Below are 13,966 nucleotides of genomic sequence, written 5' to 3' on the forward strand. Positions count from 1 at the left end.
TACCTGCAACAAGCCGCGCAGCAGCAGCGGCGATGGAGTACACGACATGAGCTACACGGAGACAATCGGCAGCCGCACCTATCGTTTTGCCGATCTGAAGATGCTGATGGCGAAGGCGAGCCCGCTGCGTTCCGGCGACCAGCTCGCCGGCATCGCGGCGGCGAGCGAGGAAGAGCGCGTCGCCGCGAAGATGGCGCTCGCCGACGTGCCGCTGCGCACCTTCCTCAACGAAGCGCTGGTTCCTTACGAAAGCGACGAAGTCACGCGCCTCGTCGTCGATACGCATTCGCCTGAAGCCTTCGCTGAGATTTCGCATCTGACGGTAGGCGAGTTTCGCAACTGGCTGCTGTCCAGTTCGACGGATACGGCGGCGCTCACGCGCATCACGAAAGGGCTCACGCCCGAGATGGTCGCGGCCGTGTCGAAGCTGATGCGCAATCAGGATCTGATCCTCGCGGCGCGCAAGCGGCCTGTCATCACGCGCTTTCGCAACACGGTCGGGCTCCCGGGTCACATGTCGGTGCGTCTGCAGCCGAATCATCCGACGGATGACGTGAAGGGCATCGCCGCTTCGATGATCGACGGCCTGATGTACGGTTGCGGCGACGCGATGGTCGGCATCAATCCCGCGTCCGACAGTCTTTCCGCGATCACGAAGCTGCTGATGACGATCGACGACTTCCGCACGCGGTATCAGGTGCCGACGCAATCCTGCGTGCTCACCCACGTCACCAACACGATTGCGGCAATCGAGAAGGGCGCGCCCGTCGACCTCGTGTTCCAGTCGATCGCGGGCACCGAGAAGGCGAACGCGGGTTTCGGCATCTCGCTTGCGCTGCTGCAGGAAGCGTATGAAGCGGCGTTGTCGCTCAAGCGCGGCACGGTCGGCAACAACGTGATGTACTTCGAGACGGGGCAGGGCAGTGCGCTGTCGGCGGATGCGCATCACGGCGTCGATCAGCAGACCTGCGAGGTCCGCGCGTATGCCGTCGCGCGCCAGTTCAATCCGTTTCTGGTGAATACCGTGGTCGGCTTTATCGGCCCGGAGTATCTGTACGACGGCAAGCAGATCACGCGCGCGGGCCTTGAAGATCACTTCTGCGGCAAGCTGCTCGGCGTGCCGATGGGTTGCGACATCTGCTACACGAATCACGCGGAAGCCGATCAGGATGACATGGACAATCTGCTGACGCTGCTTGGCGTCGCGGGCATCAACTTCATCATGGGCATTCCCGGCGCGGACGACGTGATGCTGAATTACCAGAGCACGTCGTTCCATGACGCGCTCTATGTGCGTGAGGTACTCGGCTTGCGCCGCGCGCCCGAGTTCGAAGAATGGCTGGAGTCGATGCAGATCACCGATCCACGCGGTGCCCTGCTTAATGCGCCGACCAGACAGCCGTTGCTCGAAGGCGCGAGCGAATGGATGGGCATCGCATGAGCGATTCGATCGAAAAGAATGCGTGGCAGGCGTTGCGTGCCTTCACGAATGCGCGCATCGCATTGGGCCGCGCGGGCAACAGTCTGCCGACTGCGCCGCTGCTCGCGTTCAATCTGTCGCATGCGCAGGCGCGCGATGCCGTGCACCATCCTCTCGACGCCGACATCCTGCACGAACAGCTGCGCGCGCACGGCTTCGTGTCGCTCGACGTGCATAGCGCCGCGCCGGATCGCGCGCATTACTTGCGGCGTCCGGATATGGGACGGCGCCTGTCCGATGAGAGCCGCGACGCGCTACGCACGGCGGCGACCAATGATGCACCCGACGTCGTCTTCGTGATCGCTGATGGACTGTCTGCATTCGCCGCGTCGAAACAATCGATTCCACTCCTGCAAGCGATCACGAAGCGTCTCGCCGACTGGAAGATCGGACCTGTGATCGTTGCACGTCAATCGCGTGTCGCGCTGGGCGATGAGATCGGTGAGTTGCTGAAAACGAAGCTCGTTGTGATGCTGATCGGCGAAAGGCCGGGGCTGAGTTCGCCGGATAGTCTCGGTGTCTATCTGACGTATGCGCCGAAAGTGGGATGCAGCGACGCGCAGCGCAACTGCATTTCAAACGTGCGGCCTGAAGGACTCGATTACGAAGCCGCGGCGCATAAGCTGCACTATCTGTTGACGCATGCGCGTCGTCTGGGGTTGACAGGCGTCGGCTTGAAGGACGACAGCGACGCGCTGCTTCACGCTGAAGAAGCTGCGCCCGTTATTCCCGACGCCTCGAAGAAATAGAAAAGTGCCCAGACGCACGCAGCGTGTGGGCACTCGACACATCGACATCAAACAGCGTCGGCTTTGCTCACCGGGTGCTTTTCGAGCCACACATTCTCTTCATCGCTGTACAGGCGCGAGCGCGTCAGGAACCGCAGACCCGTGGGCCGCTCCAGTGAAAACATGCCGCCGTTGCCAGGCACGGCATCGATGATCAACTGCGTGTGCTGCCAGTACTCGAATTGCGATTCGCTCATATAGAACGGCACGCCTGCAATCTCGCCGAGCCTCACATCCGATCCGCCGACCATGAATTCATTCGACGGAAAGCACATCGGCGCGCTGCCGTCGCAACATCCGCCCGACTGATGGAAAATAATCGGCCCGTGCTCGGCGCTCAACTGCCGGATCAGCTTGACCGCCGCATCCGTTGCCACGACACGCGCAACGCCTTCTTCGCTCATCGCGCTTCCTCTTTTGGCTTGATCCGCTGGGAAAAAAGGGCGAACCGCATCGCGCGATCCGCCCAACAGGAGCTCTACGCTCAGAAGAAGCCCAACGGTTTGTCGCTATAGCTGACCAGCAGATTCTTGGTTTGCTGGTAGTGATCGAGCATCATCTTGTGATTCTCGCGTCCGATGCCCGACTGCTTGTAGCCGCCGAATGCCGCATGCGCCGGGTACGCGTGGTAGCAATTCGTCCACACACGGCCTGCCTGGATCTCGCGACCGAAGCGATAGGCACGCGTGCCGTCGCGCGTCCAGACGCCGGCGCCGAGGCCATACAGCGTGTCATTGGCGATCTCCAGCGCTTCTTCTTCGTTCTTGAACGTCGTGACGGAAACGACAGGCCCGAAGATTTCTTCCTGGAAGATGCGCATCTTGTTGTGACCGCGGAACACGGTCGGCTTCACGTAATAGCCCTTCGCGAGTTCGCCGTCGAACTTGTTCTGCTCACCGCCTATCAGGCATTGCGCGCCTTCCTGCTTGCCGAGATCGATGTACGACAGGATCTTTTCCAGTTGCTCTCGCGAAGCCTGTGCGCCGATCATCGTCTTCGAGTCGAGCGGATGTCCCTGCTGGATGGCGGCGACGCGCTTCACCGCGCGCTCCATGAAGCGGTCGTAAATCGACTCTTCGATCAACACTCGCGACGGGCAGGTGCAGACTTCGCCCTGATTCAGCGCGAACATCGCGAAGCCTTCGAGTGCCTTATCGAAGAAGCTGTCGTCCTTGTCGAGCACGTCGGCGAAGAAGATGTTCGGGCTCTTGCCGCCAAGTTCCAGCGTCACGGGAATGATGTTCTGGCTCGCGTACTGCATGATCAGGCGGCCCGTCGTCGTTTCGCCCGTGAAGGCGATCTTCGCAATGCGTTTGTTCGACGCGAGCGGCTTGCCCGCTTCGAGACCGAAACCATTGACCACGTTCAGCACACCCGCCGGCAGCAGATCCTGAATCAGTTCGAGCAGCACGAGAATCGAAGCGGGCGTCTGTTCCGCGGGCTTCAGCACGACGCAATTGCCTGCCGCGAGCGCGGGCGCGAGCTTCCATGTGGCCATCAGGATCGGGAAGTTCCACGGAATGATCTGACCGACCACGCCGAGCGGCTCATGAAAGTGATACGCGACCGTGTCGTGATCGATCTCCGAGATGCCGCCTTCCTGTGCGCGCACGGTGCCCGCGAAATAGCGGAAGTGATCGATTGCGAGGGGAATGTCGGCCGCCATCGTTTCACGCAGCGGCTTGCCGTTGTCGATCGTCTCGGCGACGGCGAGGCGCTGCAGGTTTGCCTCCATTCGGTCGGCGATCTTGTTGAGAATATTGGCGCGCTCGGTGGTCGACGTCTTGCCCCAGGCCGCCTTCGCGCGATGCGCGGCGTCCAGCGCAAGTTCGATGTCGGCTTCGCGCGAACGCGGAATCGACGTGAAGGGTTCGCCCGTAATCGGCGAGACGTTGTCGAAGTACTCGCCGCCAACCGGCTTCACCCATTCACCGCCGATGAAATTCGCGTACTGCTTCTTGAACGGGAACTCGGTTGTCAGAAACTTCATCTCTGCGTGATTCATCTGTGTGCTCCTCACATGATCGGACGTCGATGTATTCGATTGGATATATCACCCGGCTTGGCGCTATTCCGCTGCCGCGTGTGCTTATCGCCAGAAGCGTGCCAACATGCGTGCGAGCCTGGACAATGCCGGTGCACGCGGCACTGTCGCGATGCACGTCCTTTTTTGAGCGCGGGTGAGCATCTGGATGACGTTGCATCCATGAGCAGTTCGAAACGCGAGTGTTCACCGAATGAACAGGGCGGCGCGCGGCCTCCGCGCAGAATGTCATGATTCGATCGGCATGGGACTTGCGTCTTTTTGCGCTCGTTAGTTCAATGTCACATGCAGGTGCATGTTCATCATCGACGCCCCATATGACGACCGACCTTTCTTCTCCGTTGCCGCGAATGGCTGCCTGCCGGTTCGAAACGAGCGTCGCGCACGATGCCGACGAACAGGCGCGCAATCTTCACGGCTGGACGCAGACCTACGACCAGCTCACGGCGGGCCGCTTCGTCGGTAGGCTGACGGGCCTGCACCTCGACGACATGCACGTGTTCTGCGAGACGACCAGCCAGACGCTGCGGCAGACCTGCGAAGTGCCGTCCGACGCCTATTGGTTCGGCATTCCCGCCGACGACCAACGTGTCGGCCGCATTGGCCCGCAACCGATCGGCGGCGATTCGCTTGCCTTTCAGCGCGGCGGCGTCGAGTTCGAGCTGCTGACACCCGGGGGCTACGCGATCTTCGGCGTAGTGGTGCGCGGCGAGGTGCTGCACCGGCATGCGGAATTCGTCGAGCACGCCGATCAGATCGGTCGGGCCGCGATCGGTCGGGCTGCGATTGGCCAGGCTGCGCACACCGGCATCATTCCCATCGATACGCAAAACAAGTCGCGCTTCTGCGCACTCCTCGCCGGCATGCTCGACGACGCGGCTAACGCCGCGCTGTCAGAGCGAGCCCGGCGCAATTTGCAAGCCTCGGTGCTGTCTTCGCTGTTCGAGCTGTGCACGACGGCGTCGCTAGAGCCCGTCGCCATTCCTGCCCGCCCGCGCAGGCAGTGGATCGTTTCCGAGGCGCGCGATTACGTGCTCGCGAATCGCGACCGTCCCATCGGCGTGCCGGAACTCTGCGAGCGTCTGCACGTCAGCCGCCGCACGCTGCAATACTGCTTTCAGGACGTGCTGGGCCTCGCACCGGCGAGCTATCTGCGCGCAATCCGTCTGAACGGCGCACGCCGTGACCTGTGCGACGCGGCGCCCGGCGAGCGGACCGTGCAGGACGTCGCGGCTGCATGGGGCTTCTGGCATCTGAGCCAGTTCGCCACCGACTATCGCAAGCTTTTCGGCGTGCGTCCCTCTGAAACGCTGAAAACGATCCACGCTACCGCCAGCGCGCCGCTGGCTCACTAGCGCCTCATCGGCCGGCCGCTTTTGCGCATCCGCTAGAATTGCGGCATGCGCGGCCCTGTCTCGCCGCCCGACCCACCATCCTCATCGACGAAACAACACGCATAGCGGCCGGTCTGAAGGTGTCCACAGCGACCTGTGGATAACCGCAAGGACAGCGGGGCGAAACGCGTGTGGAATCGATGTGGACGTAAACGGGGTAACTCGACGCTCGCGCACGAGCGGAAAAAGTTGTTCGTCGAACTTCATCCGGTACGCACACCAAGCACATGCGGTTATGCGTCCGGCAAAACGCTGATTCGTTTCGGTAAACCTGTGTTATCCACAGAAAAGCAGTTCGCTTGTTAACTGTTACTACGTATACATACAGGTAAACCTATTATCAAAAGGCCTCTGCGCGTACGAAGACGTCGCGCGGAGGACCCAAGCTGGAGATCACCGTGTTTACTTGCATCAACCAAAGCTGCGGCGCGCAGTGGGAACTGTCCGACGTCGTCATCAAGAACGAAGGGCAAGGTTTGCTGTTTCGCTGCCCGATGTGCGGCGCGCGCAACTATGTCGAACGATTCGATGCCGATGACGGCACGATCGTCTACGAGCAGATCGAAGGTCGCCCGTACAACTAAGCCAACATCGACATCGACATGACAACAAAGGCTCGTCCCTTCAACGAACTGCCCCTTTCCGAAGCGGCACTCGCGAATCTCACGCAACTCGGCTACGTCGAAATGACGCCCATTCAGGCCGCGAGTTTGCCGATCGCGCTGGCCGGCCAGGATCTGATCGCGCAGGCGAAAACGGGCAGCGGCAAGACCGCGGCGTTTTCGCTCGCATTGCTGGCGCGGCTCGACGCGCGCAGCTACGCGGTGCAAGCGATGGTGCTGTGCCCGACGCGCGAACTCGCCGATCAGGTGACACAGGAAATCCGGCGCCTCGCGCGCGCCGAAGAAAATATCAAGGTGTTGACGCTGTGCGGCGGCACGCCCATGCGTCCGCAGACGGCGAGTCTCGAGCATGGCGCGCATATCGTCGTCGGCACGCCGGGGCGGATCATGGACCATCTGGAGCGCGGCAGCCTGTCGCTCGACGCGCTCAACACGCTCGTGCTCGACGAAGCGGACCGCATGCTCGACATGGGCTTCTTCGACGATATCGCGAAGGTCGCGCGTCAATGTCCGAAAGAGCGGCAGACGCTGCTGTTCTCGGCGACGTATCCCGAGGGGATCGCGAAACTGAGCCAGCAGTTCCTGCGCAACCCGAAGGACGTCAAGCTCGAAGAACGGCACGACGACAGCAAGATCCGCCAACGCTTCTACGAAGTCACGGAAGACGAGCGTCTGCATGCCGTCGGCCAGTTGCTGAATCACTACCGCCCCGTGAGCACGATCGCGTTCTGCAACACGAAGAACCAGTGTCGCGATCTGCTCGACGTCTTGCGCGCACAAGGTTTTCACGCGCTTGCACTGCATGGCGAGCTCGATCAGCGTGAGCGTGACCAGGTGCTGATCCAGTTCGCGAACCGCAGCTGCTCGGTGCTCGTCGCAACCGACGTCGCCGCGCGAGGCCTCGACATCGCGCAGCTCGAAGCTGTGATCAACGTCGACGTGACGCCTGATCCGGAAGTGCACGTGCACCGCATCGGCCGGACGGGTCGCGCGGATCAGGAGGGCTGGGCGCTGAGTCTCGCGAGCATGAACGAGATGGGACGCGTGGGCGGCATCGAAGAGGCGCAAGGGCGTGATGTCGAATGGCATCCGCTGGCCGAGCTGAAGGCGGCGAGCAACGAGCCGCTGCTGCCGCCGATGGAGACGCTGCAGATTCTCGGCGGCCGCAAGGAAAAGATCCGTCCCGGCGATGTGCTGGGCGCGCTGACGGGCGACGCCGGTTTCAACGGTACGCAAATCGGCAAGATCAACGTGACGGAGTTTTCGACTTATGTCGCCGTCGAGCGCGGCATCGCTCGCGACGCGCTGCGCAAACTCAACGCGGGCAAGGTCAAGGGCAAGAAGGTGAAAGTGCGTTTGATGGACGAGTGAGCCCTGTTTTCGCCTTTTGTGTTTTGCAAGGCAAACGTCAGATGATTAAGCAGAAGGCGAAGGCATCACTCCTTTTCATGGCGGCGGGAATGCCCCGCCGCCATCTGCATATCGCATTGCGGCAGAAGGGCGCGCACGCTTGTGTCAATCGTCCGCCTCGTCTGCCGTCACGGCGCGCATGAGCGAAATGCATACGGCGCATGACAAAGTTTCGATTGTTCTCATGCGCCCGTTGTTGCCTAATCGTTCAAACTGAACGGGACCGACGCGTGACGCGTGGCCCGCCGATTTGCAGCGAGAAGGAGGAATCTCATGCAGAGCGCTTTGCAAGCCCGCTCGAAGTTGCCGGACGTCGGCACGACGATTTTCACGGTGATCGGTCAACTGGCCGCCGAACACAATGCGCTGAACCTGTCACAGGGCGCGCCGAATTTTTCGCCCGACGAAGCGCTCGTCGATGGTGTGACCAAAGCCATGCGCGCCGGTCACAACCAGTACGCGCCAATGGCGGGCATCGGCGCCTTGCGCGCAGCGCTGGCCGCGAAGGTCGAAACGCTGTACGGCGTGCACTACGATCCGTCGACGGAAGTGACCGTGATCGCCAGTGCTAGCGAAGGCCTGTATTCGACGATCAGCGCGCTCGTGCATCCCGGCGACGAGGTGATCTACTTCGAGCCGTCGTTCGACAGCTATGCGCCCATCGTGCGTCTGCAAGGCGCGAAGCCTATCCCGATCAAGCTGTCTTCCACCGACTTCCGCGTGAACTGGGATGAAGTGTCCGCGGCGATTACGCCGAAGACGCGGATGATCATCGTCAACACGCCGCACAATCCGACCGCGACGATTTTCTGCGACGCCGATATCGAGCGCCTGAAGGCCGTCACGCGCAACACGGATATCGTGATTCTGTCCGACGAAGTGTATGAGCATGTCGTGTTCGACGGCGCGAAGCATCACAGCATGGCGTGTCACCGCGAGCTGGCGGAACGCAGCGTGATCGTGTCGTCGTTCGGCAAGTCGTATCACGTGACGGGCTGGCGCGTCGGTTATTGCCTCGCGCCCGCTGCGCTGATGGACGAGATCCGCAAGGTCCATCAATTCATGGTGTTTTCCGCCGACACGCCCATGCAGTACGCGTTCGTCGAAGCGCTGTCGAATCCCCAAAGCTATCTGGGCCTGTCCGCGTTCTATCAGCACAAGCGCGACCTGCTGGCGCGCGAGCTGAGCGAGTCGCGCTTCGAACTGTTGCCGAGCGAGGGCAGCTTCTTCATGCTTGCGCGTTTTCGCGGCTTCTCGGATGAAAGCGACAGCGACTTCGTCCTGCGCCTGATCCGCGATGCGAAGGTCGCGACCATTCCGCTGTCCGCGTTCTATACGGACGGCACGGATTCAGGCCTGATCCGGCTGAGCTTTTCGAAGGACGACGAGACGCTGATCGAAGGCGCGCGCCGTTTGCGTTCAATCTGAGGGACACGCGATGATGCAGGAATCGATCAAGGCAGCCGTGGTGCAGATGAGCAGCAGCGCGGACGTCGAGCAGAATCTCGGTGAAGCGCGTCGCTGGGTGCATCAGGCCGCGCGCGATGGCGCCACGCTCATCTGCTTGCCCGAATACTTTTGCTGGATCGGCGATGACGAAATGCAGCGTGTGGCCCTTGCCGAAGCATTTGGCGATGGTCCGATCCAACAGGCGCTTTCCGAACTCGCGCGCGAGTCGGGTGCGTGGCTGATCGGCGGCACGGTGCCGATCCGGCCGTCGCATGGCCCGCAGGCCGGCACGCATGCGTACAACACGTCGCTCGTGTTCGATCCATCGGGACGATGCTCGGCGCGCTACGACAAGATCCATCTGTTCAGCTTCAACCAGGGCGCCGAGCAGCACGCGGAAGGCGACACGATGGTGGGCGGCGACAGCATCGGCACGGCGCAAGGTCCGTTCGGCACGTTGCGTCTGTCGGTGTGCTACGACTTGCGCTTTCCCGAGCTGTATCGCGCGGAACCCGCTGCCGATGTGATCGCCGTGCCCGCCGCTTTCACGTACACCACAGGTCTCGCGCATTGGGAACTGCTGCTGCGCGCGCGAGCCGTCGAGAACCAGGCGTTCGTGCTCGCGTCCGGCCAGTGCGGCACGCATTCGAATGGCTGGCGGACTTTTGGCCACAGTATGATCGTCGGGTCGTGGGGCGAAGTGCTCGCGCGGCATGACGACGAACCCGGCATCGCACTCGCGACGCTGACACAAAGCGCGCTCGACGAAGCGCGCAACCGCTTGCCGGTGCTCACGCATCGGCGCATCGCCACGCCGTCGAACGTGCGTTGAACCGCATTGAACATAAGGGGAAGGAGATCGATATGAAGCTTGTGAAGAATCTGCTGATGCTGGCGTGCGCGTTCGCATCGGTGGCGACGGTATCGGCGATGGCCGCCGATGCGACGTCGCTGCGCTACGGCCTCGAGGCCCAATATCCGCCGTTCGAATCGAAGGGCTCGAATGGCGAGCTGCAGGGCTTCGATATCGATATCGGCAATGCGGTCTGCAAGACGGCGAACCTCAAATGCAGCTGGGTCGAAACGTCGTTCGACGGCTTGATCCCCGCGTTGCAGGGCCGCAAGTTCGACGCGATCAACTCGGCGATGAACGCAACGGAAAAGCGCCGTCAGGCAATCGACTTCACCAACGTGATCTACCGCGTGCCGACGCAACTGATCGCGCGCAAGGATAGCGGGCTGCAACCGACGCCCGAGTCCCTGAAAGGCAAGCGCGTCGGCGTGTTGCAGGCGTCGATCCAGGAAACGTATGCGAAGGCGCATTGGGAAAACGCTGGCGTCACCGTCGTGCCGTATCAGGACCAGAACCAGGTGTACGCGGATCTCGTCGCCGGCCGGCTCGACGCGACGCTGGTGCTCGCGCCGGCGGGTCAGGCGGGCTTCCTGTCGCGTCCTGACGGCAAGGACTTCGCGTTCGTCGGTCAGGCGGTGCGCGACGACAAGATTCTCGGCAGCGGCGTGGCGTTCGGCATTCGCAAGGGTGACACGGCGCTGCGCAATCAGTTGAACGCGGCCATCTCCAAAGTGCAGGCGGATGGCACGGTCAAGACGCTCGCGGAAAAATACTTCGGCAATATCGACGTTTCGGCCAAGTAAAGCACCTTGCTGCATCGCGCAACGCGCCGCATGGCTCACGTCATGCGGCGCGTTTCTCTTTGCGTAACGTCTGATGAATGAATCGTCGACAGCGGATGGAATAAAGCCTGCAAAGCTCCTGTTAGCGCAGCAAGAGCCCGATATTTGCACGACCGACGATCATGTCCCGCCCCCATCCACCTTCCGATACACCGCTTACCGAAGCGGACATGCAGGCATTTGCCGACGGCAATCTGCCGCCGGATCGGGCCGCGCGCGTAAGGAAGTATCTCGGCGCGCGCCCCGGGGAGGCTGACCGGATCGCGTTCTATCGGCAGTTGAACATGCAGATGCGCAGCGCGTTTGAAGGCGCGCTTCCGCAAGGTTTTCAGGCACATGATGGCGAACGTAAGCGGACCATCGAAATCCCGTCAGCGATGCGCAGGTTCTTCGTGCGGCGCATCGGCGTCGCGTTGCTGGGCATCGTGCTGATGGTTTTGTCCGCGACCGGCTGGTTTTTTGCGGCGCGCGTGTCGCCGGAAATGCTCGACGCCGCGGCTGTCATGGCGTTGATGCGCGATTCCGGGCAGCGAGCCGGTGCTGCGCCCGAGGCTGCACTTTACGATCCGCACTCGGTCGATCTGGCGCCTTTAGGGCTAAAGCTGGTTGCGACGAAAACGCGTCATCCGAACGCGTTGGCGAGCATCGACGTACTGGATTACCGCAATGCCGATGGCGAAGCTGTCGTGCTGCTGTCGGCACCGGCTCCATTCGCAACGGACCAGCCGCACTGGGCGGCGCAGCGCATCGGCGAGGTGCGGTTATTGTCGTGGACGGTGAAGGGCCGGCGCTATGTGCTTGCCGGAAAGGCCAAGACTCACGGTCTGATGCGCGCCGCTGACGCGCTGACGATCCGTTAGCCAATGCACGGCTTGTCGATTCGCACGTGATTTTGCGGTTTCGGCGAAACAAGCGGAATAAAATGCAGCAGGTTGTGTTCTCTGCTTCAAGAGGCGACGCGCGCGGCGAAATGCGCGCCACGCGATATTCGATGGGTAGAGTAAATGGACATCCGTAACGAGTTGATGGACCACGTGCCGCGATTGCGCCGCTATGCGCGCGCGCTGATCAGCAATCGCGATCTCGCGGACGATCTCGTGCAGGACACGCTCGAACGCGCGCTCACGCGAACGAAGATGTTCGAGGCGGGAACCGATCTGCGTGCATGGCTGTTCACGATCATGCACAACGTGTTCGTCAATCAGGTGCGCAAGTCGTCGGCGCGCGCCGTTCACGTTTCGGTGGATGACGAGAGCATTGTCGAAAGCGAATTTGCGGTGTCGGGCGAGCAGGCGCGCTCGCTCGAAGTGCGCGATCTCGATTTCGCGTTGCAGCGGTTGCCTGCTGATCAGCGCGAAGTTGTCTTGCTGGTCGGGTTAGAGGAAATGAGTTACGCCGAAGTTGCGATTGCGCTCGACATCCCCGTCGGTACGGTGATGTCGCGGCTCTCGCGTGGACGCGAGCGCTTGCGCGCATTGATGGCGGGCGCACAGCCCGGCGCGAAACTGAAGGTGGTGCGATGAGCGATCAACAGACTCCCATCAGCGAAGAAGACATTCATGCGTACGTGGACGGCACGCTGTCCGACGAGCGCCGAGAAGAGGTGGAGCGCGCGATCGAACTGAATCCCGCGCTGGCGGCGCGCGTCAGCGATTACTTTTCGCTGAACAATATGTTCCATGAGCGCTATGACCGCGTGCTGAACGAGCCCGTGCCTGCGCGTTTGCGTATGCCGCAGAAGCGTCGCTGGCTCAGCGCGGCGAACTGGCCGCAATTTGCGGGTATGGCGGCGGCGCTGGTGCTGGGCATCGGCATTGGCGTCGGTACGAACATCGGCAAGGATGTGGCTGCGCCGTCGGCTGTGACGTCATCGGGAATGTCGAACACGCGGCCCGTCAGTGCGGATGCTTCTGAAGTGTTCGCGCGGAAGGCGGCGTTGGCGCACGTCGTGTACATGCCTAGCGTCAATCGTCCCGAGCAGATCGGCCAGGATCACGAGCAGGACTTCGTGCAGTACCTCGCGAACAAGCTCGGCACCGATGTGCATCCGCCGATGCTTACGAAAAGTGGATTCGAGCTCGCGGGCGGCCGCATCTTGCCCGGTGACGACGGGCCTGTTGCGCAGTTCATGTATCACAACGCGAACGGCGAGCGCGTGACGCTTTGTATTTCTCATCGCAAGGTGAATGCGAATACGACGGCGTTCAAGCTCTATCAGGAAGGGCCAGTGAATGTGTTTTACTGGGTTGACGGTGATTTTGGCTATGCGGTGTCGGGCGGTATCGATCGCAAGGTGATGCTGCAGATTGCGCACGATGTGTATGCGCAGTTGACAGGCGCGACGCCGGGTTAATGCTTTTTTGTGCTCGGGCGTGGACGGCCGCATCTCTGGATGCGGCCGTTTTTATTTTCGTTCAATGGTTAGACATCCATATTTATTTTTTTGGCTTGCAGGCGGGAATAGATTGCGGCGTCGCGTGGTTCGTCATTGTGCGTACCGCACGTTTTCAAAGGAGTTGGAAATGAAGATGCTCGCATTGCTGGCCGTCTCCGTCGCTGCACTCGGTTCGACGAATGTCTTCGCGCAAGGCAAGACCCGCGCAGAGGTGTATCAGGAGTTGATCGAGGCGCAACAGAATGGCTTGAACTTCGTCACGGACGCTTCGTATCCCGATGTCAGCCCGGCGTTTCAAGGCACGGTCGACTATTTGAAGAAGCAGGCGCTCGCCAAAGCGGAACGCGCGAACAAGATGGCCAAGGCGGCTTCGGATGCGGCCGTGCCTGGGAATTGAAGATGTTGGGCGCGCGGCGGCGCGGGGAAAACAAAAAGGCCGGTCAGCTTTCGCTTGACCGGCCTTCGAATTCTTTGGTGGGGCGTGAGTGACTCGAACACTCGACCTACGGATTAAGAGTCCGCTGCTCTACCAACTGAGCTAACGCCCCCAACAGAAGCGAAATTATGCAGGAGTTTTTCTTGCTTGGCAAGTGCATCTCGCCATTTTCTTAAAAAAAGATTCGGCACCAGGCTCCCCCAGACAGAACCGAACCGCCAGAATCCACCGAAAGCACCATCGAAGCGCACG

Annotated in this window: 14 protein-coding genes and 1 tRNA gene; 12 read left to right on the plus strand and 3 right to left on the minus strand. The window is 61.4% G+C overall.

Features of this window, described 5'->3' with window-relative positions; all coding sequences use genetic code 11:
- The first annotated feature begins 46 nt into the window (after positions 1–46).
- Positions 47–1,441, plus strand: a complete 1,395-nt coding sequence (locus KFO72_RS01985) for an ethanolamine ammonia-lyase subunit EutB (RefSeq protein WP_225031269.1) — start codon at positions 47–49, stop codon at positions 1,439–1,441.
- Positions 1,438–2,229: an ethanolamine ammonia-lyase subunit EutC gene (gene eutC, locus KFO72_RS01990; RefSeq protein WP_225031270.1), complete on the plus strand. Its 792-nt coding sequence runs from the start codon at positions 1,438–1,440 to the stop codon at positions 2,227–2,229. Before KFO72_RS01985 ends, eutC begins: the two co-directional genes overlap by 4 nt.
- A 47-nt stretch (positions 2,230–2,276) precedes the next feature.
- Here eutC and KFO72_RS01995 read toward each other — a convergent pair whose 3' ends face one another.
- The gene (locus KFO72_RS01995) at positions 2,277–2,672 is read right to left on the minus strand and encodes a DUF779 domain-containing protein (protein ID WP_107201237.1); all 396 of its coding nucleotides are present in this window, start codon (positions 2,670–2,672) and stop codon (positions 2,277–2,279) included.
- A gap of 80 nt (positions 2,673–2,752) precedes the next feature.
- Positions 2,753–4,273 carry an aldehyde dehydrogenase gene (gene adh / locus KFO72_RS02000; protein WP_060599462.1) on the minus strand — a complete coding sequence of 507 codons (1,521 nt, stop codon included), beginning with the start codon at positions 4,271–4,273 and terminating at the stop codon, positions 2,753–2,755.
- Positions 4,274–4,629: 356 nt separating this feature from the next.
- Here adh and KFO72_RS02005 point away from each other — a divergent pair, with 356 nt between their 5' ends.
- The 10 genes from KFO72_RS02005 to KFO72_RS02050 all read left to right on the plus strand — a co-directional run bounded on the left by KFO72_RS02005 (position 4,630) and on the right by KFO72_RS02050 (position 13,675).
- Positions 4,630–5,667 carry a helix-turn-helix domain-containing protein gene (locus tag KFO72_RS02005; protein ID WP_054929381.1) on the plus strand — a complete coding sequence of 346 codons (1,038 nt, stop codon included), beginning with the start codon at positions 4,630–4,632 and terminating at the stop codon, positions 5,665–5,667.
- 437 nt (positions 5,668–6,104) lie between these two features.
- Positions 6,105–6,290, plus strand: coding sequence for a hypothetical protein (locus KFO72_RS02010; RefSeq protein WP_007581925.1), 186 nt, complete (start codon positions 6,105–6,107; stop codon positions 6,288–6,290).
- Positions 6,291–6,308: 18 nt separating this feature from the next.
- Positions 6,309–7,700, plus strand: coding sequence for an ATP-dependent RNA helicase DbpA (gene dbpA / locus KFO72_RS02015; RefSeq protein WP_225031271.1), 1,392 nt, complete (start codon positions 6,309–6,311; stop codon positions 7,698–7,700).
- A gap of 312 nt (positions 7,701–8,012) precedes the next feature.
- Positions 8,013–9,167, plus strand: a complete 1,155-nt coding sequence (locus KFO72_RS02020; protein ID WP_225031272.1) for a pyridoxal phosphate-dependent aminotransferase — start codon at positions 8,013–8,015, stop codon at positions 9,165–9,167.
- Between the two features lie 10 nt (positions 9,168–9,177).
- The gene (locus tag KFO72_RS02025; protein WP_225031273.1) at positions 9,178–10,020 is read left to right on the plus strand and encodes a carbon-nitrogen hydrolase family protein; all 843 of its coding nucleotides are present in this window, start codon (positions 9,178–9,180) and stop codon (positions 10,018–10,020) included.
- Positions 10,021–10,052: 32 nt separating this feature from the next.
- The gene (locus tag KFO72_RS02030; RefSeq protein ID WP_224101678.1) at positions 10,053–10,844 is read left to right on the plus strand and encodes an ABC transporter substrate-binding protein; all 792 of its coding nucleotides are present in this window, start codon (positions 10,053–10,055) and stop codon (positions 10,842–10,844) included.
- 161 nt (positions 10,845–11,005) lie between these two features.
- A complete protein-coding gene (locus KFO72_RS02035; protein WP_063803349.1) occupies positions 11,006–11,743 on the plus strand; it encodes an anti-sigma factor family protein in 738 nt (245 codons plus the stop codon).
- A 144-nt stretch (positions 11,744–11,887) separates the two neighbouring features.
- Positions 11,888–12,406, plus strand: a complete 519-nt coding sequence (locus tag KFO72_RS02040) for an RNA polymerase sigma factor (protein WP_054929387.1) — start codon at positions 11,888–11,890, stop codon at positions 12,404–12,406.
- Positions 12,403–13,236 carry an anti-sigma factor family protein gene (locus KFO72_RS02045; RefSeq protein ID WP_060599457.1) on the plus strand — a complete coding sequence of 278 codons (834 nt, stop codon included), beginning with the start codon at positions 12,403–12,405 and terminating at the stop codon, positions 13,234–13,236. Before KFO72_RS02040 ends, KFO72_RS02045 begins: the two co-directional genes overlap by 4 nt.
- Positions 13,237–13,405: 169 nt before the next feature.
- A complete protein-coding gene (locus KFO72_RS02050) occupies positions 13,406–13,675 on the plus strand; it encodes a DUF4148 domain-containing protein (protein WP_225031274.1) in 270 nt (89 codons plus the stop codon).
- Positions 13,676–13,750: 75 nt separating this feature from the next.
- Here KFO72_RS02050 and KFO72_RS02055 read toward each other — a convergent pair.
- Positions 13,751–13,826, minus strand: a tRNA-Lys gene (locus tag KFO72_RS02055).
- Between the last annotated feature and the right edge of the window lie 140 nt (positions 13,827–13,966).

The sequence above is a fragment of the Paraburkholderia sp. XV genome, assembly GCF_020177535.1.
Taxonomy (GTDB): domain Bacteria; phylum Pseudomonadota; class Gammaproteobacteria; order Burkholderiales; family Burkholderiaceae; genus Paraburkholderia; species Paraburkholderia caribensis.

Coding starts and splice junctions, on each gene's coding strand:
- KFO72_RS01985 (WP_225031269.1), top strand. CDS start 47: ATGAGCTACACGGAGACAATCGGCAGCCGCACCTATCGTTTTGCCGAT.
- eutC (WP_225031270.1), top strand. CDS start 1,438: ATGAGCGATTCGATCGAAAAGAATGCGTGGCAGGCGTTGCGTGCCTTC.
- KFO72_RS01995 (WP_107201237.1), bottom strand. CDS start 2,672: ATGAGCGAAGAAGGCGTTGCGCGTGTCGTGGCAACGGATGCGGCGGTC.
- adh (WP_060599462.1), bottom strand. CDS start 4,273: ATGAATCACGCAGAGATGAAGTTTCTGACAACCGAGTTCCCGTTCAAG.
- KFO72_RS02005 (WP_054929381.1), top strand. CDS start 4,630: ATGACGACCGACCTTTCTTCTCCGTTGCCGCGAATGGCTGCCTGCCGG.
- dbpA (WP_225031271.1), top strand. CDS start 6,309: ATGACAACAAAGGCTCGTCCCTTCAACGAACTGCCCCTTTCCGAAGCG.
- KFO72_RS02020 (WP_225031272.1), top strand. CDS start 8,013: ATGCAGAGCGCTTTGCAAGCCCGCTCGAAGTTGCCGGACGTCGGCACG.
- KFO72_RS02025 (WP_225031273.1), top strand. CDS start 9,178: ATGATGCAGGAATCGATCAAGGCAGCCGTGGTGCAGATGAGCAGCAGC.
- KFO72_RS02030 (WP_224101678.1), top strand. CDS start 10,053: ATGAAGCTTGTGAAGAATCTGCTGATGCTGGCGTGCGCGTTCGCATCG.
- KFO72_RS02035 (WP_063803349.1), top strand. CDS start 11,006: ATGTCCCGCCCCCATCCACCTTCCGATACACCGCTTACCGAAGCGGAC.
- KFO72_RS02040 (WP_054929387.1), top strand. CDS start 11,888: ATGGACATCCGTAACGAGTTGATGGACCACGTGCCGCGATTGCGCCGC.
- KFO72_RS02045 (WP_060599457.1), top strand. CDS start 12,403: ATGAGCGATCAACAGACTCCCATCAGCGAAGAAGACATTCATGCGTAC.
- KFO72_RS02050 (WP_225031274.1), top strand. CDS start 13,406: ATGAAGATGCTCGCATTGCTGGCCGTCTCCGTCGCTGCACTCGGTTCG.